The organism is Micrococcus sp. HOU01, assembly GCF_035609305.1.
GTDB lineage: Bacteria > Actinomycetota > Actinomycetes > Actinomycetales > Micrococcaceae > Micrococcus > Micrococcus luteus.
Genome location: NZ_CP141211.1, coordinates 73,449 through 97,938 on the forward strand (window position 1 = coordinate 73,449; position 24,490 = coordinate 97,938).

Consider the following 24,490-nt stretch of genomic DNA (forward strand, 5'->3'; position numbering starts at 1 on the left):
GCGCCGTGACCGCGGGGCTCGCCGTCGTCCTCGTGCTGCTGTGCGCCGTCGGCGCGCTGATGGGGTTCCGCGACGCCCCCAACGCCGCGGCGCTGCCTGTCCGGTACCGGGCGCTGACCCCGCGCGGGGCCCTCCTCCTGACCGGAGCGGTCAACACCGTGGGCGCGCTGCTGGGCATCGGGCTCATCACGCTGAGCGTGCACTACTTCACCTCGCCCGCGGTGCGCAGCGAGATCGGCCCCCTGGCCGTGGGCGTGTCCTGCGTGGTGACCCTCGTGTGGGGTCTGCTGCTGTGGTGGCGGCGCCTGCCCGGCTCCAGCACGCACGCGCTGATCTCCGCGCTGGCGGGCAGCCACCTCGCCGTGCGCCTGAGCCTGCACATCGACGTCGCCCACACCATCTTCGACCTCGTCCGCGCCGAGGTGCTGCTCAGCCTGCTGCTCTCGCCCCTGATCGCGTGGGCGCTCGCCCGCCTGCTCACCGCGCCCGCCACGCGGCTCGCCACCCGCGGCACCACGGTCAACGTCCAGCACCGGGCCCGCGTCGCGTTGGGCATCTCCGCCAGCGCCATGGCCATGGGCCACGGCCTGCAGGCCGGTCAGCGCATGGGGGTGCTGTGGGCCGCCGTGCTGGTGGGGTCCGGGTCCGTCCTGGCGCCGGACGCCCTGACGGCCGAGTTCGTGGGGGGCGCGTTCCTGTTCGCCCTCGCGGTCGGGCTCGGCACGCTGGGCGGCGCCTGGCGGATCGCCTGGACCCTCACCGAGCGTCTCGTGCGCCTCGACCCCCTGCGGGCGTCCGTGGCCGCCGTCATCCCCGCGGGCCTGCTGTTCGTCGGATCCCTGGTGTTCCACCTGCCCCTGTCCTCCACCCACACGGCGACGGCGGCCATCGTGGGCGCCGGCCAGACGCAGACCTACGCGTCCGTGCGCTGGCCCACCGTGCTGCGCGTGGTCGGCTGGTGGCTGCTCACGCCGGTGGCCTGCGCCCTCCTCGGCCTCCTCGGCACGCTGGCCCTCCTCCCGCTGGCCTGAGGCCGCGCCCGACGACGACGCCCGGCCCCGCAGACGCCGCGACCCCGCCCGGCGTGCGGCCGGACGGGGTCGGGGACGGAGCGCGGGGCGGCTCAGCCGAAACGGCCGGAGACGTAGTCCTCGGTCTGCTGGCTCGAGGGGTTGTTGAAGATGACGTTGGTGTCGTCGTACTCGATCAGCTTGCCGGGCTTGCCGACGCCCTGGATGTTGAAGAACGCGGTCTTGTCCGCCACGCGCGCGGCCTGCTGCATGTTGTGCGTGACGATGATGACCGTGTACTCCTCCTTGAGCTCGTTGATCAGGTCCTCGACGGCGAGGGTGGAGATCGGGTCGAGCGCGGAGCAGGGCTCGTCCATGAGGATCACGTCGGGCTGCACCGCGATGGAGCGGGCGATGCACAGACGCTGCTGCTGACCGCCGGAGAGGCCGGAGCCGGGCTTGTCGAGGCGGTCCTTGACCTCGTTCCACAGGTTGGCGCCGCGCAGGGACTTCTCCACGAGCTCGTCCGCACGGGACTTGTTCAGGCGGGTGCCGTTGAGCTTGTAGCCGGCCAGCACGTTGTCCCGGATGGACATCGTGGGGAACGGGTTCGGGCGCTGGAAGACCATGCCGATCTGGGAACGGACGCGGACCGGGTCCACACCGGGCCCGTAGATGTCCTCGCCGTCGAGCAGGAGCTGGCCGTCCACGGTGGCGCCGGGGAGCACCTCGTGCATGCGGTTGATGCTGCGCAGGAAAGTGGTCTTGCCGCAGCCGGAGGGGCCGATGAAGGCGGTGACGGAGCGGGGGGCGATGTCGATGTTGACGCCCTCGACGGCCTTGAACTTGCCGTAGAAGACATCGACGTCGATGGCCTGGATGCGCTTGGACATGAGTGGTTCTGTTCCTTCGTGGAAGTCTCTGGGGGGGTGCGACGGGGTCGGGGCCTGCCGCCCGGGGGATTCCGGGCGGCCGGACCTCATCGGCCCTTCTTGGGGGCGAACGCCTTGGCGATGAACCGTGCCGCCAGGTTGAGCAGCATGACGATGGTCACGAGCAGCAGGGCGGCTGCCCAGGCGCGGGCGGTCGAGGGGTCCGCCGCCGTGGGCGAGGTCGGGGCGACCAGCTGGCGGTAGATGTACACCGGCAGCGCGGTCATCCAGTTGTCGAACGGGTTCCAGTTGATGCTGGTGGCGAAGCCGGCCGTCACGAGGATCGGCGCGGTCTCGCCGGCCACGCGGGCGATGGCCAGGGTGACGCCGGAGGCGATGCCGGAGATCGCGGTGGGCAGGACCACCTTGGCGATGGTCTGCCACTTGCGCACGCCGAGGGCGTAGGCGCCCTCGCGCAGCTCGTTGGGCACCACACGGAGCATCTCCTCCGTGGATCGGACGACCACGGGGATCATGAGCACCGAGAGCGCGATCGCGGCCGTGAGACCCATCTGCACGGACTGCAGTGCGGTGGACTTGCTGCCGGTGACCAGGGTCAGGACCCACGTGATCGCGGCGTAGGCGAAGAGGCCGGCCACGATCGAGGGGATGCCGGTCATGACGTCCACGAAGAACACGATGGCGCGGGAGAACCAGCCGCCGCGGCTGTACTCCACCAGGTAGATGGAGGTGAGCATGCCGATCGGCACGGAGATCAGGGTCGCGATGATCGTGATCACGACGGTGCCGATCAGGGCGTGGCCGAAACCGCCCGCGAGCCCGCCGGCGGGCTTGCCGTCCTCCACCCACGCCGAGTTGTCGATGCCGGTGATGCCCTTCATGTCGTACGCCATGATCTGCGGGTTGGCGATCAGGGTCGGCAGACCGGCGGAGAGGACCGACCACAGCACGGAGACCAGCGGCACCAGGGCCACGAGGAACGCCAGCCACACGAGGTTGCGGCACAGGCCGTCTGCGGCGCGGCGCCGGTTCTCCATCACGCGGGTGGCCACGTAGAGCCCCGCGATGTAGAGGATGGCGGCGATGATCACGAAACCGACGACGTTGAAGGCGCCGCTGAGCAGCACGGTCAGGCCGGCGGCGACGACGGCCGCGGCAGCTGCGACGGCCATCCAGGTCCAGCCGGGCTTCTGACCCTCGGTCAGGGAGTGACGCCGCGGCGTCACGCTGTCCTCGGTGGCCCGGGGAGAAGTCGAGACAGTGCTCATGTCAGTTGGCTCCCGAGAATTCCTTGTGCTTGTTCACGATCGCGCGGGCGATCATGTTCACCGCCAGGGTGATGATGAAGAGCATGAGACCGGCAGCGATCAGCTCGTGCAGGCGCATGTTGAACGCCTCGGGGAAGTTGAGCGCGATCTCCGACGGGATCGTCTGGTTCCTGCCGGACTCCACGAGCGACCAGGAGAAGACGCCGCCGGAGAGCACCATGGTGACCGCCATGGTCTCGCCGAGCGCGCGGCCGAGGCCGAGCATGATCGAGGAGACGATGCCGGCCCGGGCGAACGGGAACACGGTCATCTTGATCATCTCCCAGCGCGTGGCGCCGAGGCCGAGCGCGGCCTCCTCGTGGAGCTTCGGGGTCTGGGTGAAGATCTCACGGCAGAGCGCGGTGATGATCGGCAGGACCATCACGGCCAGCACGACGCCCGAGGTCAGCAGGGTACGGCCCGTGGTGGTGGCCGAGCCGCCGAAGAACGGGATGAAGCCCAGGTTCTCGTTGAGCCAGCCGTAGATCGGCACCATCAGCGGAGCGAGCGTCAGCCAGCCCCACACGCCGTAGACCACGGAGGGGATCGCGGCCAGCAGATCGATCACGAAGCCCACCGACTGCGCGATGCGCGGGGGCGCATAGTGCGAGATGAACAGGGCGACACCGATCGCGACCGGGGTGGCGATGAGCAGAGCGATGATCGACACCATCACGGTGCCGGCCATGAGCGGCCACACGTACTGGAAGAAGGAGTCCGCGGACACGAGCTCCGCACCCGGCTGCAGGGCAGGCCATGCCTCCGTCAGGAGGAAGACCGCCACGAAGGCGAGCACGAGCAGGATCAGGACGGCGGCCGCAAGGGCCCCGCCGGAGAGGAGCTTGTCTCCGGCGGCTCCGCGGCGGGGGCCGCGCAGGCTGGACGGCTTCGGTGCCGCCTCGTTGGTGGTTGAGGACACAGTGCCTTCCCTCAGATCGACGTGCGTGGTGATGGACGGGCCGCGACGAACGAGAGCCCTGACGCGGCTTCAGCCGCCGGGCCCGTGGGGCCCGGCGGCCGAAGCGGCGGTGGGTCAGCCGACAAGAAGCGACATCAGCCCTTGACCGAGATGGCCTCGATGCGCTCCATGGCCTTCTTGCGGGTGTCCTCGGAGATCGGGGCGTTGCCCGCGGACTCCTCGGCGGTCTTCTGACCGTCCTCGGACACGACGTACTCGGCGAAGGCCTTGACCTGGTCCACGGTCTCCTGCGACTTGTACTGGTTGCAGTAGATGTGGTAGGAGACCAACACGACGGGGTACACGCCGGACTCGTCGGTGGCGCGGTCGAGCTCGATCGAGCCGTCCTCCTTGGCCTCGGACTTCTCGACGGTCGCGGCCGCGGCCTCGGCGGAGTACTTCACGTACTCCTCGCCGACCTTCACGGACACGGTGCCCAGCTCGCCCACGGCGGAGGCGTCGGCGTAGGTGATGGCGCCCTCGGTCTGGGAGGCCAGGCCCACGACACCCTTGGTGCCCTGGGCGGACTCGGCGGTGATGTCGGACGGCCAGGTCTCGACCTCGTCGTAGGACCAGGCATCGCCGGCGGCCTCGGTGAGGTAGGCGGTGAAGTTCTCGGTGGTGCCCGAGTTGTCGGAACGGTGCACGACGGTGATCGGGGTGTCGGGCAGCTCGACGCCCTCGTTCTGCGCGGCGATGGCCTCGTCGTTCCAGTTCTTGATCTCGCCGGAGAACACCTTGGCGATGGTCTCGGCGTCCATCTTGACCTCATCGACGCCCGGCAGGTTGTAGGCCACGGCGATCGGGGAGATGTAGGCCGGCACGTGGAACGCACCCTCGTCGCCGCAGTTCTCCTTGGCGGACTCAGCCTCCTCCTCCTTGAGGGCGGCGTCGGAGCCGGCGAAGGAGGTGGCGCCGGCGAGGAACTTCTCACGACCGGCACCGGAGCCGTCCGGGGAGTACTGCACGGTCAGGTTCGGAGCGGTCTCGGTGACACCCTGGGTCCAGGCGGTCATGGCCGCCTCCTGCGAGGAGGCGCCGGCGCCGACCAGGTTGCCCTGGACCTCGGAGGTGGTGCCCTGCTCGCCGCCGGCGGAGCCGGAGGCATCGGAGCCGCCGGCGGAGCCGGAGGCATCGGAGCCGCCGTTGCCGCTGTCCGCGGAGGAGCAGGCGGTCAGGGCGATGGCGGCCACGGACAGGAGGGCGGCGGAGCGGCCGAAGCGGTGAGCCTTCACGAAGAGCCTCTTTCAATCGGATGACGACGGTGAGGGCAGAGCGTCCGGCTGGCCCGGTTCTGCACCGCACCCGACCGTACGGTCCAGAGGTGAATCGAGTGCTCGGCCGGGGTGAACAGATGGTGAACGGGAGCGGCATTCGCAGGAATGATCTGTGCCGTGGACCACAATGCTTGGTTGAGCCTCGCACGGCGAGGGCTCCCCGGCGTCGGACTAGGCTGGCCGCATGACGGACCGCTTCGCCACCGCCACGGGCACGGTGCCGATGGTCGACCCCCAGACCCGCGGGGAGCGCCTCGGCCGCTTCCTGCGTCGGCGCGCCCGTGCGGGTTGGTCCCGCGTCCGCTCCTCCGTGGGCCAGGCCGCCCTCGTCGCGGTCTGCGCGGTGGGCGCCTATTGGTTCGCGGAGACCATCCTGGGCCACCAGCAGCCCCTGTTCGCCTCCACCGCCCTGCTGATCGCCCTCGGCTTCCAACGGGAGCCGAAGCTGCGCAAGGTGGCCGAGGTCGCCGTCGGCTGCACCGTCGGCATCCTGATCGGGGACCTGCTCATGGTCGGGCTCGGCCGCGGCCTGTGGCAGGCCTCGGTGGTCGTGTTCGTGTCCGTGATGGTGGCCCGGTTCCTGGACTCCGGCGCCACGTTCACGATGCAGATGTCCCTGCAGTCCGTCCTCGTGGTCCTCCTGCCCATCGGCACGGGAGGGCCGTTCGTCCGCAGCCAGGACGCGATCGTGGGCGGCGTCCTGGCCCTGCTCGTCACGTTCCTCTCGCCCCAGGACGTGCGCCGTCCCGCGGTGCGTCAGCTGGGTGGGCTCTACGACTCGATCGCCACGGTGCTGCGCGACCTCTCCCGGGCCCTGCGGGAGGACGACTCCCGCACCGCCTGGATGGCGCTCGTGGCCAGCCGCGGCACGCACACCACGCTGGAGGCGCTGCGCAAGGAGCTGCGCGTCACGCATGAGCAGACCGTGTTCAACCCGCTGCACCGCTCCTCGCGCTCCTTCGTGGACGACGCGGTGAACGCGGCGGACCGCTCGGACCTGGCGGTGCGCTCCCTGCGGATCGTGGCCCGGCGCGTGGTCTCGGTCCTGGACGAGGGCGTGTTCGACGACGACGACCGCGAGCGCCTGGCCGCCTGGTTCGACGACGCCGCGGACGCCGTCGAGATCCTGCACCGCTCCCTCGTGGAGCCGCAGGCCGAGGGCCGCCATCGCTCGCTGTCCGTGGCGCGGGACGCCCTGGGGGCGGCCGCGTCCGCACTGGACCCGCACCAGCTGGGCGGCGGGTCCGTGCACGGCGAGGCGCTCGTGATGCTGTTGCGGCCCATGATGGTGGACCTCATCGAGGCCACGGGCGCCGAGCACGACGAGGCGCGGGCCTACCTGCCCCGCGTCTGAGCCCGACGGCGGCGCACGGCCCCGGCGGCCGACGTCGGACCGCGCGCGGTGCCGGTTAACGCGTCCGCCTCGGCTCCTAGAGTGGGCGCATGGCCACCAAGACCGCCCCGAAGCGCGCCCCCGGATACCGCTGCACCGAGTGCGGCTGGACCACCGTGAAGTGGGTCGGCCGCTGCGGGGAGTGCCAGTCGTGGGGCACGGTCGAGGAGATCGGGCTGACGTCGACCACCGGTCGCACGCGCGCGGCCACGGTCGCGGAGGTCGCGCCGCGCATCGCGGACGTGGACGCCACGCTGGCCTCGTTCCGCTCCACGGGGGTGCGTGAGCTGGACCGCGTGCTCGGCGGCGGCCTCGTGCCGGGCGCGGTGATCCTGCTGGCCGGCGAGCCGGGCATCGGCAAGTCCACGCTGCTGTTGGACGTGGCCGCCCAGACGGCGCGCGGCGCGGGCGGCGGCGGTCCGCGCTCGGTGCTGTACCTGACGGGCGAGGAGTCGGCGGCGCAGGTGCGCTCCCGCGCAGACCGGATCGGGGCGATCGCGGAGACCCTGCGTCTGACGGCGGAGACGGACCTGGGTCGGGCGCTGGGGCAGATCGAGCGGACGGACCCGGAGCTGGTGATCGTGGACTCCGTGCAGACCCTGCAGTCCACCGAGGTGGACGGGATCGCCGGGGGCGTCAGCCAGGTGCGCGAGGTGGCGGCCAGCCTCATCCGCACGGCCAAGGAGAAGGGGATCACCACGGTCCTGGTGGGCCACGTGACGAAGGACGGGACCATCGCCGGCCCGCGGCTGCTCGAGCACCTCGTGGACGTGGTCTGCCAGTTCGAGGGGGACCGCCACTCACGGCTGCGCCTGGTGCGTGCGGTGAAGAACCGCTTCGGGCCCACGGACGAGGTCGGCTGCTTCGACCTGCGGGAGGACGGCATCGAGTCCCTGGACGACCCCTCCGGTCTGTTCCTCTCGGGCGTCTCGGAGCCGGTCGAGGGCACGTGCGTGACGGTGACGCTCGAGGGCCGGCGCCCGCTCGTGGCCGAGGTGCAGTCCCTGCTCACCCCGTCCGCCGGCGGCAGCCCGCGCCGCACCGTCTCCGGCGTGGACGCGGCGCGCGTGAACATGCTCCTGGCCGTGCTCCAGCGCCGGGCCCGTTTCGCCGTCGCCCAGGACGACTGCTACGTGGCCACCGTGGGCGGCGTGCGACTCTCGGAGCCCGCCTCGGACCTGGCCGTGGCCGTCGCCGTGGCCTCGGCGAAGCTCTCGGCCCCCGTCCCGCAGGGGATGATCGCGGTCGGCGAGCTCGGGCTTGCCGGGGAGGTGCGCCCCGTGCCCGGCATCGGGCGACGGGTGCGTGAGGCTGCGCGGCTGGGCTTCACCCGCGCGCTGGTCCCCCGCTCCCCCGAGCCGCTCGGGGAGGTCCCGGCGGGCTTCACGGTGGCGGAGGTCGGCTCGATCGGCGAGGCCCTCGCCACGATCCCCACGTGGACCGGCGGCGGCCCGGCCGCGCGTCCGGAGGTCGGCCCCGGCCGCTGACGACGCGCCCGGCTCAGCGGGACGGCGACGGCGACGGGTCGGTGGTCGTGGCCGGTGCCGCGGACGGCGAAGCCGACGCCGATGCTGAGGCGGACGCCGAGGCTGAGGCCGACGCCGGAGCTGAGGCGGACGCCGACGGGGAGGCGCTGCCGCTCGAGGAGGGGGTGGCCGAGGAGGGGGTGGCCGAGGAGGGGGTGGCCGAGGAGCCGCCGTCCTGGGCCCCCGGGGCGAGCTCCTCGAGGATCTTCAGCGCGACGGGGCGGGAGGTGACGTCGCCGAGGCTGACCGTCAGCAGATGGGGTCCGGGCTCCGCGAGAGCGCCGAGTCGGCCGCAGTCCTGGCTCGAGGCACGGCCGGACCAGCGGTACACGGCGGTGAGCTCCTCGTGCGGGTACAGCACCCGCTGGGCCTCCGCGGGGTCCGCCTGGCAGATGCGGGTGGAGAAGACGTCGTCGCCCTCGGCCGTGCGGATCCTGAACTCCTGTCGGGCCGTGCCCACATCCGTGCGGCACGGGGTCGAGGAGAGGTTCGTGATGCCCAGGCGCAGCTCGGCCTCCTCGCCCCGCTGGTACTCGGACCGGTCCGCGGAGGCGGCGATCCGCAGGTCCGAGGGCTGGCACTCGGCCGCGTCCTCGAGGGCCACGGTGGGCGAGGCGGAGCCGGACTCGGCGTCCGTCGCCGGGGCGGGCGACGGGGAGTGCACCGGCGTCGGGGCGGCGGAGGGGTCGGCGTCCTCGGAGGAGAAGGCGCCGATCCCGGCACGGACGAGCGCCACGACGGCCCATCCCACCAGGATCAGGAGCACGAGGGCGAGCAGGGCGGCCACGAGCCGCCGGCGGCGGTAGACGGCGGGGGACGGCTTCGACCCGGGGGAAGTCGGACGAGACGGCATGCGATCCAGGGTAGGCGGCGGCGCACCCTACAGTGGACGCCATGCCCGCGCCCGCCCCCCTCGTCCCGCCCACAGTGGACGTGCCACGCCTGCACGACGCGGTGCTGGGCTGGTTCGCCGTCCACGCCCGGGACCTGCCCTGGCGTAGCCCGGACTGCTCCCCGTGGGGCGTGCTCGTCTCGGAGATCATGCTCCAGCAGACGCCGGTCGTGCGGGTGCTGCCCCGCTGGCGGGAGTGGCTGGAGCGCTGGCCCACCCCCGCGGACCTGGCCGCCGCCCCCACCGCAGACGTGCTCACGGCCTGGGACCGACTCGGCTACCCGCGCCGGGCCCTGCGCCTCCAGGAGGCCGCCCGGGCCGTCGTCGAGCGCCACGACGGCCGGGTGCCGGCCGACCCCGCCGCCCTGCGCGCCCTGCCCGGCATCGGCGAGTACACGGCCGCGGCGGTCGCGAGCTTCGCGTTCGGCGTCCCCGAGACCGTCGTGGACACCAATGTGCGCCGGGTGATCGCGCGCGCGGTCGCGGGTGAGGCCCTGCCCGGCAGGTCGCTGACCCGCGCCGAGATGTGCCGCGCCCAGGCCCTCATGCCCGAGGACCCCGCCCGCGCCAACGCGTGGAACGCGGCCGTCATGGAACTCGGGGCCCTCGTCTGCACCGCCCGCTCCCCCGCCTGCGACCGCTGCCCCCTGGCGGAGACGTGCGCGTGGGTCGCGGCGGGCTCCCCGCCGCCGGTGGAGGTGCCGCGCGGCCAGGCCTGGGCCGGCACGGACCGTCAGGTGCGCGGGGCCGTGATGGCCGCCGTCCGCGAGCACGGGCGCGTGGCCGAGGCGGAGGTGCCCGCCGTCGTCGTGGCCGGGGGCCGGCTCGGGTCGCACCGCCCCGACGACGCGCAGTGGGCGCGGTGCGTGGCCGGACTCGTGTCGGACGGGCTGCTGGCCCGGGACGACGACGGCGGCCTCACCTTCCCGGCCTGACCTCGCCGGGGTACGGGGCGGCCCGCGGTGCGGCGGCTCAGAGGCGGCGGATCATCCGCGTGTTGCCGAGCGTGTTCGGCTTGACCCGGGCGAGGTCCAGGAACTCGGCGACGCCCTCGTCCGTGGAGCGCAGCAGTTCCGCATAGACCTCCGGGTCCACGGCGGACTGGTCCGCCATCACCTCGAAACCGTGCCGGCGGAAGAACTCGACCTCGAAGGTCAGGCAGAAGACCCGCTCGACGCCCACGGCCCGCGCACGGTCCAGCAGCTCCTCGATGAGCAGGTGCCCGACGCCGGCCCCCCGGTGGGCCTCCGAGACGGCGAGGGTGCGGACCTCGGCGATGTCCTGCCACATCACGTGGAGGGCGCCGAAGCCGGCCAGGGTCCCGTCCGCCTCCTCGGCGACCACGAACTCCTGGATGGCCTCGTAGTAGGCCACAGCCTCCTTCTGGAGCAGCACGCGCTCCCGCGCCAGTGGCTCCACGAGCGCCTGGATGACCGGGACGTCCTGGGTCCGCGCCGAGCGGAGGGTGAGGGGGCGGTCGGCAGGCATGGGGTCCAGTCTAGGCACGGACATCCCGACCCCGGAGAGACGGGAGCCCCCGTCCCGGCGGACCGGGCGGGGGCTCCCGCGGCGTCGACGGCAGGCTCAGGCCTGCTGCTCGCCCTCGTCCCCGGACAGGAACTTCTCCTGCGCGCCGTCGACACCCTTGTTCACGGTGTCGGCGTGCTCGCCGAGCTTGTCACCGTGCTGCTCCTGAGCGTTGTCCACGGCCTCGTCGATCTTGTCCGAGTGCTGGTTTGCGAGGTTGTTCAGGTCACCGATACCCATGGGCGGCCTCCTTCTTCTCGGGGCTGCTCCGCGGCCGTCCCGGCGAGCGCCGGGTCGAAGCGGAGACAGGACCACCGTCGAGCGGTCACAGACCACGCTGGCACCGATCCCGCCGCGAGGGAACCCCTCTCGTGCCTCCGGGGAGGCGGTCCGGTTCAGCGGTCCTTCGAGAGGCCGTCCTTGATGCCTACGGCGGTGTCGCGGACCTCGGCCCCGGCGTCCCGCGGGGGCACGACGACGGCCCGCCGCCTCCTCCCCGAGGGGAGGAGGCGGCGGGCCGTGGGCACCGGACGCGCGGTCCGGCGTCGTGGGTCAGGCCCCGCGGGTCACGCGGAGCGGTCGGCGTCCACCGGATCGCCGGCACCGGGCTCGAGCTCGGCCAGGTCCGCGCCCTCCAGGGCCTCCCGGCCGCCGGAGAACGTGAACGTCAGCTCGGCGCCCTCCCCCTCGCCCGTGGTGTCCACGGTGATGAGGGAGCCGGCCGGGATCTCACCGAAGAGGATCTTCTCCGAGAGCTGGTCCTCCACCATCTGCTGGATGGTGCGGCGCAGCGGGCGGGCACCCATGGCCGGATCGTAGCCGCGGTCCGCGAGCAGGTCCTTGGCGGACTGGGTGAGCTCGATGGACAGGTCCTGCTCCGCCAGGCGCTTGCCGAGACGGGAGACGAACAGGTCCACGATCTGCACGATCTCGTGCTTCTGCAGCTGCGGGAACACGATCACGTCGTCCACACGGTTGAGGAACTCGGGGCGGAAGTGCTGGCGCAGCTCCTCCTTGACCTTGCCCTTCATCCGCTCGTACCCGGTGGTGGTGTCCGTGGCCGACTGGAAGCCGGTCATGACGCCCTTGGAGATGTCCCGGGTGCCGAGGTTCGTGGTCATGATGATCACGGTGTTCTTGAAGTCCACCACACGGCCCTGCGAGTCGGTCAGGCGACCGTCCTCGAGGATCTGCAGCAGGGAGTTGAAGAGGTCCTGATGGGCCTTCTCCACCTCGTCGAACAGCACCACGGAGAACGGACGGCGGCGGACCTTCTCGGTGAGCTGGCCGCCCTCCTCGTAGCCCACGTAGCCGGGAGGGGCACCGAACAGACGCGAGACGGTGTGCTTCTCCTGGAACTCGGACATGTCCAGCGTGATGAGCGCGTCCTCGTCCCCGAAGAGGAACTCCGCGAGGGACTTGGCCAGCTCCGTCTTGCCGACGCCGGTGGGGCCGGCGAAGATGAACGACCCCGAGGGGCGGTTCGGGTCCTTCAGGCCCGCGCGGGTGCGGCGGATGGCGCGGGACAGGGACTTGATCGCCTCGTCCTGGCCGATCACGCGGCGGTGGAGCTCCTCCTCCATGTTGCGCAGGCGGTCCGTCTCCTCCTCGGTGAGCTTGAACACCGGGATGCCGGTGGACTTGGAGAGCACCTCGGCGATGAGGTCCTCGTCCACCGTGGCGACGTCGGCGTCCGCGCCGGTGCGCCACGCCTGCTCCTTCTCGCGACGCTCGTCCTCGAGCTGCTGCTCCTGGTCCCGCAGGCGGGCGGCGCCCTCGAAGTCCTGGCCGTCGATGGCGGCCTCCTTCTGGGTGCGCACCTCCGCGATCCGGGACTCGTAGGCCTTGATCTCCGGCGGGACGGTCATGCGACGGATGCGCAGACGCGCTCCGGCCTCGTCGATCAGGTCGATGGCCTTGTCCGGCAGGTGCCGGTCGGAGACGTAGCGGTCCGCCAGGCCGGCGGCGGCCTTGAGCGCGCCGTCCGTGATGGAGACCTTGTGGTGCGCCTCGTAGCGGTCCCGCAGGCCGCGCAGGATCTCCGTGGCGTCCTCGACGGACGGCTCGGCGACCTGGATCGGCTGGAAGCGGCGCTCGAGCGCGGCGTCCTTCTCGATGTGCTTGCGGTACTCGTCCAGCGTGGTGGCGCCGATGGTCTGCAGCTCACCGCGGGCCAGCATCGGCTTGAGGATGCTGGCGGCGTCGATCGCGCCCTCGGCCGCACCCGCCCCGACGAGGGTGTGGATCTCGTCGATGAACAGGATGATGTCCCCGCGCGTGCGGATCTCCTTGAGCACCTTCTTCAGGCGCTCCTCGAAGTCGCCGCGGTAGCGGGAGCCGGCCACGAGCGAGCCGAGGTCCAGCGAGTAGAGCTGCTTGTCCCTGAGCGTCTCCGGGACGTCGCCGCGGTCGATCGCCTGGGCCAGGCCCTCGACGACGGCGGTCTTGCCGACGCCGGGCTCGCCGATGAGCACGGGGTTGTTCTTGGTGCGGCGGGAGAGCACCTGCATGACGCGCTCCATCTCGCCCGCACGCCCGATGACGGGATCCAGCTTGCCGTCGTGCGCGGCCGCGGTGAGGTTGCGTCCGAACTGGTCCAGCACCACGGAGCCGGCGTTCTGGCCGGCCTCGCCACCCTGGCCCACCCCGGCGCCGGCGGTCTCCTTGCCGCCCTGGGCACCGCCCTGGTAGCCGGAGAGCAGCTGGATGACCGTCTGACGGACGCGGTTCAGGTCCGCGCCGAGCTGCACGAGGACCTGGGCGGCCACGCCCTCACCCTCGCGGATCAGGCCGAGCAGGATGTGCTCGGTGCCGATGTAGTTGTGGCCGAGCTGCAGCGCCTCGCGCAGGGACAGCTCGAGCACCTTCTTGGCGCGCGGCGTGAAGGGGATGTGGCCGGGCGGGTTCTGCTGACCCTGGCCGATGTCCTCCTGCACCTTCTCTCGCACGGCGCCCAGGGAGATGTCCATGGACTCCAGTGCCTTGGCTGCGACGCCCTCACCCTCGTGGATCAGACCGAGCAGGATGTGCTCGGTACCGATGTAGCTGTGGTTGAGCATGCGCGCCTCTTCCTGGGCGAGCACGACCACCCGCCGGGCGCGGTCGGTGAATCTCTCGAACATGGGCACACTCCTTGCGTACGGTCGTGGTCGAGACTACGCACCCGGGCCGCGTGCCGCGCGACTGTTCGCCAGCGGGAGAAGCGGCCCGGCCGTCGTCGGGAGGTGCCGGAACGAGGCCCGGGGACGCCGATTCCTCGACGCACCCGGGCGGGGCGCTCACTTGCGCTTCGCGTTGCGGTAGGCCTCCACCACGTCGCGGTGCAGACGGCCCCGGCTCGAGACCTCGTAGCCGTTCTCGGCCGCCCACTTGCGGATCTGGGCGGCCTCGACCTTGGGCGACGGCGGCGCCACGGCGCGGCCCTTCTTCATGTAGGGCTTCAGGAACTCACGGAGTTCCGCGGCGTGCTCCTTCGACAGGTCGATCTCGTAATTGCGACCGTCCAATGCGAAGTTCACGGTCTCATCTGCAGGCGAACCGTCAAGATCATCCACGAGGACCACTTCTACCTTCTGTGCCAACGGTGATTCCCACTTTCTTCTCTCGTGCGCGTGTCCCTGGGTTCCGGTCTTCGCTCTCGGGGTTCTTTCCCGCGTGCTCACGATTCCGGCCGTGCACTTGTGGTGATTCAAGAATACCGCAACGAAGCCGGGCAGAAGGATTCTTCAACGCCGGGGAAGGAATCTCACCGGGCGCGGTCCTCCGGATCAGCCCCCGGCCCTCCCTCGGCTCGGCGTCGGGCCGCCCACTCACGGGCCTCGGCCTCCTCGCGGGCCGCCCGCGCGTCCGCGCCCGAGAGCCGGCGGGCCTGACTCTCGCGCTCACCCGTGTCCGAACGCAGCAGGGAACGCATCACCAGCCAGAAGATGAGCCCGAGGCCGATCGAGGGGGCGAGGACGGAGAAGTAGTCCCAGAAGTCGGCCATGTCAGGCCTCCGGCTTGAGCAGCGGGAAGAGGATGGTCTCGCGGATGCCGGCGTCCGTGAACAGCATCACCAGGCGGTCGATGCCCAGGCCGATGCCGCCCATGGGCGGGGCGCCGTACTCGAGGGCGCGCAGGAAGTCCTCGTCCAGCTGCATCGCCTCGTCGTCGCCGGCGGCCGCCATCGCCGACTGGGCGGTCAGGCGCTCGCGCTGGATGACGGGGTCGATCAGCTCGGAGAACGCGGTGCCGCGCTCCATGCCGCCGATGATCAGGTCCCAGGCCTCGATGACCCGGTCGTCCGAGCGGTGCGGGCGCGCGAGCGGCTGGGCGGCCGGCGGGTAGTCGTACACGAACGTGGGGTTCATCAGGGTGGGCTCCACGATCTCGCCGAACAGCTCGATCACGAGCTTCTCCGCGTCCCACGCGGGGTCCACCTTGACCTCGTGCTCCGCGGCGATCGCCCGCAGCGTCTCGGCGTCCGTCTCCGGGGTGATCTCGCGGCCCACGGCCTCGGACAGCCCCGGGTACACGGCGACCCAGGCCCACTCGCCGTCGAGGTCGATGACGCCCTTCGCGGTCTCGAGCCGACGCCCGGCGCCCACCGCGTCCGCGGCGTTGAGGATGATCTCCTGCATGCGCTCGGCCATGACGTGCATGTCCGCCCACGCCTCATAGGACTCGAGGGTGGTGAACTCGGGCGAGTGGGTCGAGTCCACGCCCTCGTTGCGGAACACGCGGCCGATCTCGAACACGCGGTCGATGCCGCCGACGACGGCGCGCTTGAGGTACAGCTCGGTGGCGATGCGCAGGGTCATCGGCTGGTCGAACGCGTTGAGGTGCGTCTCGAAGGGACGTGCGAGGGCGCCGCCGTGGACCAGCTGGAGCATCGGGGTCTCCACCTCCACGTAGCCGTGGCCCTCGAGGGTGCGCCGCACCGCCGAGGTGACCTTGGCCCGGGTGTAGACCATGCGGCGGGCCTCCTCGCGCACGATCAGGTCCGCGTAGCGCTGGCGGACGCGGGTCTCCTCGTTCAGGTCCGCGTGCAGCACGGGCAGGGGGCGCAGCGCCTTGGAGGCCATCTCCCACGCCGAGGCCATGATGGACAGCTCGCCGCGGCGCGAGACGATCACCTCGCCGGTGACGGAGAGGAAGTCGCCCAGGTCCACGACCTTCTTCCACTCGGCCAGGGACTCCTCACCGACGGCGGCCAGGGACACCATGACCTGGAGGCGGACGGCCTCCCCGTCCGCGCCGGACTCCTGCAGGGTGGCGAAGCAGAGCTTGCCGGTGTTGCGGAGGAAGACGACGCGCCCGGTCACCGACACGGTCTCGCCCGAGGTCCAGTCGGGCTCGTGGCCGTCGAACCGCTCACGCACCTCGGCCAGCGCGTGGGTGCGCGGCACCTGCACGGGGTAGGCCTCGCGGCCCGAGGCGAGCAGCTGCTCACGCTTGGCGGCGCGGACGGCCTGCTGATCGTGGTGGTCGACGGCGGCGGAGGCGGAGTTCTGGGTGGTCACGGTCCCCGAGTCTACCGACGGCGCCCCGCCGGTCAGCCGCGCACCTCGGGGTTGACGAGGGCCGGGGCCTCCGCGCCCGTGGCCATGGCGATCGCGTTGCGCGCGGCCAGCTCGGCCATCGCGGCGCGGGTGTCCCGGGTGGCGGAGCCCAGGTGCGGCAGGAGCATCACGTTCTCCAGCTCGGCCAGGCCCGGGGCGAGGGCGGGCTCGTCCTCGTAGACGTCCAGACCGGCGCCGAAGAGCCGCCCCTCGCGCAGGGCCGTGACGAGGGCCGCCTCGTCCACCACGGGGCCGCGGGCCGTGTTGACGAGGACGGCGTCGTCCTTCATCTTCGCGATCACGTCCGCATCCACGAGGTGGTGGGTGTCGTCCGTCAGGGGCACGTGGAGGGACAGGACGTCCGCGGCCTCGACGAGCTCCTCCCAGCGGACCTGACGGACGCGGCCGGCGAGGTCGCCGAGCTCCGCGGCCGCGACCTCCCGGTGCGCGGGCGGCCGCGGCGCGAACACGACGTCCATGCCGAAGGCGAGCGCACGCTCGGCCACCGCCTTGCCGATCCGCCCGAAACCGGCCAGGCCCAGGGTCGCGCCACGCACGTCCCGGCCCACGAGCAGGTCCGGCGCCCAGCCGTGGAAGCGTCCCTCGCGCACCATCCGCTCACCCTCGGGGGCACGGCGGGTCACCCCGAGGATCAGGAGCATCGCGATGTCCGCGGTGGCGTCCGTGAGCACGTCCGGGGTGTTGCCGACGGCGATCCCCCGCCGCGTCGCGGCGGCCACGTCCACGTTGTTGTAGCCGACCGCGTAGTTGGCGATGCCCCTGATCCGCGCGTCGGCGAGCACGTCGGCGGTGAACTTCTGGTCCAGGGCCGCGACGACGACGTCGTAGTCCCCCGAGGCCACCAGCCGCGCGAGCGCGGCGTCCCCTCCGACGTCGGCGCCGTCCACCACCTCTCCGGCCTCGCGCAGCATCCCGAGCCCGGGCTCAGGGAGGCGGGTCATGAGCAGGAAACGGGGGGTCACGGCGGGCCTCACTCTCGGATCGGGGCGGGGAGGACGCGGCGTCGTCCGGCGTGACCAGGCTAACCGCGGACGGCGGGTGCGGCCCGGGCCGACGCCCCCTATGATTGACTCTCATCAATCATTGACTCATGTCAATCACCGCGCCGCCCCTCCCGCCGAAGGACCCCATGACCCCAACCTCCCCCGCCCCCGAGGCCGTCGCGCCGGCCGGCGCCCCCTCGCTCGAGCGCGCCGCCGCCGACGCCGCGCGCCACCGCTCCGTGCTCCAGGCCCTGACCGGCCTCCTGCTGGGCATGTTCGTCTCGATGATCGCCAACACGGTGGTCTCGACCTCGATGCCGGTGATCATCCACGACATCGGCGGCGACCAGACCGCCTACACCTGGGTCATCACCTCGGCCCTGCTCGCCACGGCCATCGCCACCCCGATCTGGGGCAAGCTGGCCGACCTCGTCAACCGCAAGGTCCTCTTCCAGGTCGCCCTGGCGATCTTCGTCGCCGCCTCCGCGGCGGCCGGGTTCACCCACGATCCGACCTTCCTGATCGTCTGCCGCACCGTGCAGGGCCTGGGCGGCGGCGGCCTCGTCGCGCTCAGCCAGGTGATCATGGCGGACATCATCAGCCCGCGTGAGCGCGGCCGCTACATGGGCCTGTTCGGCGCCGTGATGGCCGTGGCCACGGTGGGCGGCCCGCTCGCCGGCGGCGTGATCACCGACCTGTGGGGCTGGCGCTGGAACTTCTTCGTGGCGGTGCCCTTCGCTGTCGTCGCCCTGGTGATGGTGCAGCGCACCCTCCACCTTCCGCACCGCGAGCGCCAGAAGGTGTCCATCGACTACCTCGGCATCGTGTTCCTGACCGCGGCCACCGCGCTGCTGCTGATCTGGGTCACCAGCGCCGGTCGCGACTTCGACTGGGCCAGCACCACCACCGCGTGGATGCTCGGCGGCGCCGCCGTCGCCACCGTCCTGTTCGTCGTGACCGAGCTGCGCGTCGCCGAGCCGCTCATCCCGCTCACCCTCTTCCGCGACCGCACCTTCACCCTCGCGACGATCGCCTCGATCGCCACGGGCCTGGCCATGTTCGGCTCCTCCGTCTACCTGGCCCAGTACATGCAGCTGGCCCGCGGCGCGACGCCGACCCAGGCCGGCCTCATGACCATCCCGATGATCCTCGGCCTGCTCGTGTCCTCCACGGTGATCGGCGGCCTCATCACCCGCACCGGCGTGTGGAAGCGCTGGCTCGTGATCGGCGCCGTCCTGCTGATCGCCGGCACCGCCCTGCTCGGCACCCTGCACTACGACACCTCCTTCTGGCTGGTGTCCCTCTACATGTTCCTGCTCGGTGCCGGCGTCGGCATGACCATGCAGAACCTCGTGCTCGTGGTGCAGAACACCACCGACCCGCGGCAGATGGGCGTCGCCAGCTCCGGCGTCACCTTCTTCCGCACCCTGGGCGGCAGCATCGGTGTCGCCGTGATGGGCGCCGTGGTCTCCAACGTGGTCCCGGACCGCATCGAGGAGCGCCGCGCGGACCTCGCCGCGGCCCTGCGCAGCCTGGGCCCGGACGCCGCCGAGTGGTCCGAGAGCCTGCAGTCCAGCACCCTGCCACGCGTGGCGGAGATGCCCGACGGCCTGCGCTCGATCTTCGAGGACGTCTACGCCACCGGCATCTCCCACGCGTTCCTCGTGGGCGTGCCGCTCGCGATCGTCGCGCTGATCGCGATCCTGTTCCTGCCGAACATCCCGCTGGGCCGCATGACCACCTCCGAGCGCCTCCACGCCACCCGCGCCGACCTGGCCACCCACTCCACGGCCGAGGCCATGCAGACGCTGCCCGCGACCGGTCCGATCCCCGTGGTGACCGCGGCGCAGGGGCAGCATCCGGCCGAGGACCCGGAGGAGTCCCGGGCGGTGGCGGCCGAGCGCCCGGCGACGGCGTCGCCGGTGGCCGGCCGGCCCGTCGTCCCCGCGGCGCTGGCCGTGGCGGGGACGGCCCTGCTGGCGGCCGTCGTCACCGCGCTGGTCCGGGCCCGCCGTGGCTGACGGCGCCCCGGACCCGGGCAGAGGCGGCGACGACGCGGGCTTCGAGGCCGCCGTCCAGGGGCTCGAGCAGGCGTTCTCGCGTCTGGTCCTGCAGCACCGCCAGGTGATGGTCCGCTACGCGGCGGCCCTCAGCCCGGCCCTGTCCGTCGGGGCGATGAAGGCGTTCATGATGCTGGCCAACGAGGGGACCATGACGCCCTCGGCCGTGGCCGAGGGCCTGCTGGTGGACCGCGCCCAGGTCTCCCGCATGGTCCGCGACCTCGAGGCCGCCGGGCTGATCACCCGAGAGCCGGACCCGCGGGACCGCCGCTCCGCCCTCCTGAGCGCCAGCCCCGAGGGGCTCGCCCGCCTCGACGCGGTGCGCGGCGGCCCGGCGGGTCGCGGGCTGCGCGACGACCTGGCGCGCTGGGACCGCGAGGACATCCGGACGCTGACGCGCCTGCTGGACCGGCTGGCCGCCGAGCGTCAGACCCGGATGCAGGACCCCGCCGAGTCCGAGTGAGCCGCCGGCCGGACCCGCGGGCCCGGCCGGCGGGCGGGATCACCAGATGGTGACGCGCTCCTCCGGGGCCAGCCACATGGGATCCCCCTCGCGCGTGCCGAACGCCTCGTGGAAGGCGTCGATGTTCTTGACCACCTGGTTGCAGCGGAACTCGTTGGGCGAGTGCGGGTCCGAGGCGATGCGGGTGACCATGGCCTCCGGTCGCGTGAGCTGACGCCACACGGTGGCCCAGGCGGTGAAGAACTCGCGGTCCCCCGCCGCGGCGTCGAGGGAGGCGCCGTCGCCCTCGTCCCGCCAGATCTCCAAGGCGCGGTGGGCGATGCCCAGGCCGCCGAGGTCGCCGATGTTCTCCCCCAGGGTGAACTCGCCGTTGACGCGGTGGTCCGGGGCCTCGGCCGGGGAGAGCGCGTTGTACTGGGCCACCAGCCGGGAGGTGCGCTCGGTGAACGCCGCGCGGTCCTCCTCGGTCCACCAGTCCTCGAGCCGACCGGCGCCGTCGTACCGCGAACCCTGGTCGTCGAAGCCGTGGCCGATCTCGTGGCCGATCACAGCGCCGATCGCCCCCAGGTTCGCGGCCATCGAGGCCTCGGGGTCGAAGAACGGGGGCTGCAGGATGGCGGCCGGGAAGACGATGGCGTTCTCGAGCGGGGAGTAGTACGCGTTCACCGTCTGCGGCGTCATGTGCCACTCCTCCGGGTCCGGCCCGTCCGCGATCTTGCGCAGGTCCCGCTCCCACTCGAGCTCCGAGGAGGAGCGGGCGTTGCCCAGCAGGTCGCCGGCGTGGACCTCGAGGGCGGAGTAGTCCAGCCACTTCGAGGGGTAGCCCACCATGGGGCGGAACATCGCCAGCTTCTCGAGCGCCCGCTGACGGGTCTCCTCGCCCATCCACTCGAGCTCCTCGATGGACCGGCGATAGGCCTCCTGGAGCAGGCCCACGAGCTCGTCCATCGCGGCCACGTGGCCCTGCGGGAAGTGGCGGGCCACGTAGAGCTGCGCCACGTCCTCGCCGGCCGCCCCGTTGACGAACGCGACCGCGCGCTTCCAACGGGGGCGGACCTCCTCGGTGCCGGCCAGGCGGCGGCCGTAGAAGGAGAAGTTCTCCTGCACGAACGCGTCCGGCAGGAACCCGGCGAAGGAGCGCAGCACCTGCAGGATCAGCCAGTGACGCCAGTCCTCGAGGTCGGCGGCCTCGGGTCCCTCGAGCAGCCCCTGCACACCGGAGAGGAAGTCCGGCTGCCACACCACGACCTCCGCGGCGCGCTCGCCCGCGGCGTCCACACCCTCGAGCCAGGCCTCGGCCAGGGGGAAGAGCTCCGTCAGCCGGTCGTGGGTCATGGGGTTGTAGCGGGCCACGGCGTCCCGGCTGCGGACCAGGTCCCAGTGCAGGGCGGCGATGCGCTTCTCCAGCTCCACCACCCGGACGCCCAGCGCGGCGGCCTCGTCCCGGTCCGCACCGATCCCGGCCAGCGCCAGCAGGCGGCCGGTGTGCTCGGTGTACTGCGCGAGGATCTCGGCGTAGGCCTCGTCCCGGTAGTAGGACTCGTCCGGCAGGCCCAGACCGCCCTGGAGCAGGTGCAGGAGCATGCGGTCCGGGTTCCCGGCGTCGTTGAGTGCGCCGGTGTTGATGAGGCCGGAGACGCCCTGACGCTGCAATCGCCCGGAGAGGGCGAGCAGCTCCGCGGGGGTGGTCACGGTGGCCACCGCCGCCAGGTCCGAGGCGATCGGCTCGAGGCCGCGGGCCTCCACGGTCTCGTCGTCCATGAAGGAGGCGTACAGCGCGGCGATCCGGCGCTTGAGCACCGGATGCTCCATGCCCTCCGTGTCCTCCGCATCCAGCGGCGCGAGCGGGACGTCCCGGTGCGCGCCGGCCGCGGCCGTGGCCTGCACGCGCGCCTGGGCGGGGTCGAAGCCCGCGCCGACCTCGCGCACGGCGTCCTCGCACAGGTGCCGGACGGCGAGCTCGGCCGCGTCCCGCAGCTCGAGGAACGCGCCGTAGGCGCCCTGGTCCGCGGGGATCTCATGGGTGTCCAGCCACCCGGCGTTGACGTGGCGGTACAGGTCCTCGCGCGGCGACGGGACTTCGGGCTCGGCGGTGGCGGTCACGGCGGATCCTCCTGGACGTGGGGGTGGACGGTCTCGCACGGCACTCTAGCCGTGACACCGGACACGACGACGGGCACCGCACCCTGGCCGGGTGCGTGCCCGTCGTCGAGGGGACGGCCAGCCCGGAGGCCGCCGTCGGGAGGCGGGGGTCAGCCGACCTCGGCGGCCAGCTTCGCGAGCGACTCCTCCATCTGCTCCTCGGACACCATCGGGAAGAGGTTCTTCGCCAGCAGCTCCGGGTCGGTCACGGCGGTCCAGTCGTAGGTGAGGGACACGACCGTGCTGCCGGAGCCGTTGTCCTCGAGCCGGTAGACCCACTGCCAACCCTTGGGCTCGGTGCCGGCGGGGGCGGTCTTCCAGCCGACCAGCTTGTTCGGGTCGTAGGCGACCACGTGATTGTCGGTCTGGTAGTCGCCACCCATGTGCTCCGCGTGCATGTTCATGGTGAACACGTCGCCGACCTTCTGGATGCGCTGGGTCTTGTCGTCGGACTGCACCATGCCCGAGCCGTCGAACTTCGCGTGGTTCGCGGGCAGGGTCAGGAAGTCGAACACGTCCTTGGCGGACGCGTCGATGGTCCGGGTGACGGTCTGCTGGGTCTCGCCGTGGGCGGTCTTGTTCATCTCGGTCATGGGATCAACCTAGGCACGGGGCCGGGGCGGTCGACAAGGTCTGGGGGTCAGTCCGGCACGTTGCGGCCACGCCGGAACGCGGACACGCTGCGGTGGCCGGCCACGCTGAACCGCCACGGGAAGCGCACGGAGCCGCCCTCCCCCGAGACGCCGACGCGCGGGCCCGTCACGACCTCGATCGGCGGCTCGGCCGGATCGCGGGGCGCGGGCGGGGCCAGGAGGAAGCGGGCGGGCGCGGCCGGCGCGGCGAGGCGGGCCGGGGTGCCGCCGTCGTCGGCCACTTCCGGCGGCGCGGCGACGATCTCCACGGGCGCGTGGCCCATCTCCAGGGTGATGCCGAGGCCCTGGCCGAGGTTGCCCGGGCCGGAGAGCAGCTTGGGGCCGGTGTCCCGGCCACGGCGGGCCACCGCGAGGTCCCCTCCTGCGAGCACCTCGGCCGCACGCAGCAGCACACCGCCGGCCTCCCCCTCGGGGTGGCCCACCAGGTTCAGGCAGCGGTGGATGCCGTAGTTCAGGTACACGTACGTGCGCCGCGGCGGCCCGAACAGCGCGGCATTGCGCTCGGTGCGGCCGCGGAACGAGTGGGCGCCGGGGTCCGCTCCCGCGTTCCCGTACGCCTCGGTCTCGGTCAGCCGCACGGTGACGGCGCCGTCCGGGGCGACGACGGTCAGCCGGCACCCCAGCAGCGTCGCGGCGAGCGTGGGCGAGGGGCTGTCGAAGGCGGCGGCGAGACGCTCCGGGGTCACGGCAGGGGCCCCGCGGCGGGCAGCACCATGGTGTCGATCAGCCGGACGGGCGGCACGTGCGCGGCCACGAGGGCGAGGGCCTCGCGGCGCAGCGGCTGGCACAGCAGCTCCGGACCGAGCTCGGCGAAGGTGTCCCGGTCCACCACCACGAGGTGGTCCAGCTCGACGCCCGGCTCGTCCTCGACCATCCGGCGCGCGGCCTGGACGTCGACGGGTTCACCGGACGCCGCGGCGTCGGCCAGGGAGCGCAGGGCGCGGCTGAGGACGAGCGCGTGCTCCAGGCCCGCGGCGTCCAGGCGGGTGTTGCGGCTGGAGAGCGCGAGGCCCTCGGGCGAGCGGACGATGGGCACGGCGCGGACGTCGACGTCGATGTCGAGGTCCGTGGCCAGGCGGCGCAGGACGGTGAGCTGCTGCGCGTCCTTCTGGCCGAAGTAGCTGCGCAGGACCGGCGCCGCCGGGCGCACGATGTTCCACAGCTTCGCCACGACGGTGGCCACGCCGTCGAAGTGGCCCGGGCGGGAGGCGCCCTCGAGGACCTCCCCCATGCGGCCGGCGGAGACGGTGACGATCGGCGCGTCCGGGTAGCCCGGGTACATCTCCTGCACGTCCGGGGCGAACACGACGTCGGCGCCCGCCGCCGCCAGCAGGTCCAGGTCCGCGTCGAGGGTGCGCGGGTAGTGCTCCAGGTCGGCCGGATCGCCGAACTGGAGCGGGTTCACGAAGATGCTGACCGCGACGACGTCGTTCTCGGCGCGGGCCCGCCGCACCAGGGCCGCGTGGCCGCCGTGGAGGGCGCCCATCGTGGGGATCAGGCCGACGGTGACGGGCTCGGCGTCGCCGTCGTCCGTGGCGTGGGCGACGAGCTCACGGAGAGCGGAGCGCATCTCGGCGACGGTCCGGGCCAGACGCGGGCGCGCGGAGACGCCGTCGGCCTCGGCCGTCACGGGAGCGGGGAGGGCGTCCTCGAGGGTCAGGCCGGTGCCGGCGGGGACGGGGCGCTGGTCGGGGACGCGGTCGAGAGGGGTCACCCTCCGAGTCTAGGCACGGGGCCTCGGGGAGGACTTCCGCCTCACCACGCGCATCTGGTCCAAGGCCTGAGCCGCGGGCCGGATTCGGCCCCAAACGCGCGACGCCGGCCAGTCCCGTCAACGGGACCGGC

General features: G+C 72.4%; 22 protein-coding genes. 6 read left to right on the plus strand and 16 right to left on the minus strand.

Annotated features, from left to right (window positions below; all coding sequences use genetic code 11):
- The first annotated feature begins 5 nt into the window (after window positions 1-5).
- Window positions 6-1,031 carry an inorganic phosphate transporter gene (locus tag SOY78_RS00375; RefSeq protein WP_036384207.1) on the plus strand — a complete coding sequence of 342 codons (1,026 nt, stop codon included), beginning with the start codon at window positions 6-8 and terminating at the stop codon, window positions 1,029-1,031.
- 92 nt (window positions 1,032-1,123) lie between these two features.
- Here the strand turns inward: SOY78_RS00375 and pstB are convergent, their stop codons facing one another.
- The 4 genes from pstB to pstS all read right to left on the minus strand — a co-directional run bounded on the left by pstB (window position 1,124) and on the right by pstS (window position 5,403).
- Complete coding sequence (gene pstB / locus SOY78_RS00380) at window positions 1,124-1,903, minus strand: phosphate ABC transporter ATP-binding protein PstB (RefSeq protein WP_036384205.1); 780 nt, start codon at window positions 1,901-1,903, stop codon at window positions 1,124-1,126.
- Window positions 1,904-1,989: 86 nt separating this feature from the next.
- A complete protein-coding gene (gene pstA / locus SOY78_RS00385) occupies window positions 1,990-3,171 on the minus strand; it encodes a phosphate ABC transporter permease PstA (RefSeq protein WP_324701632.1) in 1,182 nt (393 codons plus the stop codon).
- A gap of 1 nt (window position 3,172) precedes the next feature.
- Entirely contained in the window at window positions 3,173-4,129 is a 957-nt protein-coding gene (gene pstC, locus SOY78_RS00390; RefSeq protein WP_044658633.1) for a phosphate ABC transporter permease subunit PstC, read from the minus strand.
- 134 nt (window positions 4,130-4,263) lie between these two features.
- On the minus strand, window positions 4,264-5,403 hold the full coding sequence (gene pstS, locus SOY78_RS00395) for a phosphate ABC transporter substrate-binding protein PstS (protein ID WP_324701633.1): 1,140 nt from the start codon (window positions 5,401-5,403) through the stop codon (window positions 4,264-4,266).
- A 226-nt stretch (window positions 5,404-5,629) separates the two neighbouring features.
- Between pstS and SOY78_RS00400 the strand changes: the two genes are divergently transcribed.
- Both SOY78_RS00400 and radA read left to right on the plus strand, forming a co-directional pair.
- Window positions 5,630-6,799, plus strand: a complete 1,170-nt coding sequence (locus SOY78_RS00400) for an FUSC family protein (RefSeq protein WP_182488542.1) — start codon at window positions 5,630-5,632, stop codon at window positions 6,797-6,799.
- 89 nt (window positions 6,800-6,888) lie between these two features.
- Window positions 6,889-8,325 (plus strand): DNA repair protein RadA, encoded by a 1,437-nt coding sequence (radA, locus tag SOY78_RS00405; protein ID WP_230282497.1) that lies wholly within the window; start codon window positions 6,889-6,891, stop codon window positions 8,323-8,325.
- A gap of 13 nt (window positions 8,326-8,338) precedes the next feature.
- Here the strand turns inward: radA and SOY78_RS00410 are convergent, their stop codons facing one another.
- Window positions 8,339-9,217, minus strand: coding sequence for a hypothetical protein (locus SOY78_RS00410; RefSeq protein ID WP_324701634.1), 879 nt, complete (start codon window positions 9,215-9,217; stop codon window positions 8,339-8,341).
- A 41-nt stretch (window positions 9,218-9,258) separates the two neighbouring features.
- On the opposite strand from SOY78_RS00410, the gene SOY78_RS00415 reads away from it, so the two are divergent.
- Window positions 9,259-10,191, plus strand: a complete 933-nt coding sequence (locus SOY78_RS00415) for an A/G-specific adenine glycosylase (RefSeq protein ID WP_270618045.1) — start codon at window positions 9,259-9,261, stop codon at window positions 10,189-10,191.
- 37 nt (window positions 10,192-10,228) lie between these two features.
- Here SOY78_RS00415 and SOY78_RS00420 read toward each other — a convergent pair whose 3' ends face one another.
- The 7 genes from SOY78_RS00420 to SOY78_RS00450 all read right to left on the minus strand — a co-directional run bounded on the left by SOY78_RS00420 (window position 10,229) and on the right by SOY78_RS00450 (window position 17,306).
- A complete protein-coding gene (locus tag SOY78_RS00420) occupies window positions 10,229-10,744 on the minus strand; it encodes an amino-acid N-acetyltransferase (protein ID WP_036314832.1) in 516 nt (171 codons plus the stop codon).
- 96 nt (window positions 10,745-10,840) lie between these two features.
- Window positions 10,841-11,023, minus strand: coding sequence for an Rv0909 family putative TA system antitoxin (locus SOY78_RS00425; RefSeq protein ID WP_036339128.1), 183 nt, complete (start codon window positions 11,021-11,023; stop codon window positions 10,841-10,843).
- A gap of 326 nt (window positions 11,024-11,349) precedes the next feature.
- Entirely contained in the window at window positions 11,350-13,905 is a 2,556-nt protein-coding gene (locus SOY78_RS00430; protein WP_036384196.1) for an ATP-dependent Clp protease ATP-binding subunit, read from the minus strand.
- A 156-nt stretch (window positions 13,906-14,061) separates the two neighbouring features.
- A complete protein-coding gene (locus tag SOY78_RS00435; protein ID WP_036314827.1) occupies window positions 14,062-14,364 on the minus strand; it encodes a histone-like nucleoid-structuring protein Lsr2 in 303 nt (100 codons plus the stop codon).
- Window positions 14,365-14,528: 164 nt separating this feature from the next.
- A complete protein-coding gene (locus SOY78_RS00440) occupies window positions 14,529-14,768 on the minus strand; it encodes a hypothetical protein (protein WP_036384193.1) in 240 nt (79 codons plus the stop codon).
- Window position 14,769: 1 nt separating this feature from the next.
- Window positions 14,770-16,284 carry a lysine--tRNA ligase gene (gene lysS, locus SOY78_RS00445; protein ID WP_036384191.1) on the minus strand — a complete coding sequence of 505 codons (1,515 nt, stop codon included), beginning with the start codon at window positions 16,282-16,284 and terminating at the stop codon, window positions 14,770-14,772.
- Between the two features lie 32 nt (window positions 16,285-16,316).
- Window positions 16,317-17,306, minus strand: a complete 990-nt coding sequence (locus SOY78_RS00450) for a 2-hydroxyacid dehydrogenase (RefSeq protein WP_063189122.1) — start codon at window positions 17,304-17,306, stop codon at window positions 16,317-16,319.
- 167 nt (window positions 17,307-17,473) lie between these two features.
- On the opposite strand from SOY78_RS00450, the gene SOY78_RS00455 reads away from it, so the two are divergent.
- Together SOY78_RS00455 and SOY78_RS00460 are read left to right on the plus strand one after the other, a co-directional pair.
- Window positions 17,474-19,348, plus strand: a complete 1,875-nt coding sequence (locus tag SOY78_RS00455) for an MDR family MFS transporter (RefSeq protein WP_044658624.1) — start codon at window positions 17,474-17,476, stop codon at window positions 19,346-19,348.
- The gene (locus SOY78_RS00460) at window positions 19,341-19,850 is read left to right on the plus strand and encodes a MarR family winged helix-turn-helix transcriptional regulator (protein ID WP_036314817.1); all 510 of its coding nucleotides are present in this window, start codon (window positions 19,341-19,343) and stop codon (window positions 19,848-19,850) included. The genes SOY78_RS00455 and SOY78_RS00460 overlap by 8 nt, the downstream gene beginning before the upstream one ends.
- Window positions 19,851-19,889: 39 nt before the next feature.
- Here the strand turns inward: SOY78_RS00460 and SOY78_RS00465 are convergent, their stop codons facing one another.
- The 4 genes from SOY78_RS00465 to panC form a co-directional block, all read right to left on the minus strand.
- Window positions 19,890-21,953, minus strand: coding sequence for a M13 family metallopeptidase (locus tag SOY78_RS00465; RefSeq protein ID WP_324701635.1), 2,064 nt, complete (start codon window positions 21,951-21,953; stop codon window positions 19,890-19,892).
- A gap of 149 nt (window positions 21,954-22,102) precedes the next feature.
- Window positions 22,103-22,585 (minus strand): SRPBCC family protein, encoded by a 483-nt coding sequence (locus SOY78_RS00470; protein ID WP_036380856.1) that lies wholly within the window; start codon window positions 22,583-22,585, stop codon window positions 22,103-22,105.
- A gap of 47 nt (window positions 22,586-22,632) precedes the next feature.
- Window positions 22,633-23,331, minus strand: coding sequence for a DNA-3-methyladenine glycosylase (locus SOY78_RS00475; RefSeq protein ID WP_063189126.1), 699 nt, complete (start codon window positions 23,329-23,331; stop codon window positions 22,633-22,635).
- A complete protein-coding gene (panC, locus tag SOY78_RS00480; RefSeq protein ID WP_036338460.1) occupies window positions 23,328-24,359 on the minus strand; it encodes a pantoate--beta-alanine ligase in 1,032 nt (343 codons plus the stop codon). The genes SOY78_RS00475 and panC overlap by 4 nt, the downstream gene beginning before the upstream one ends.
- Window positions 24,360-24,490 lie beyond the last annotated feature (131 nt).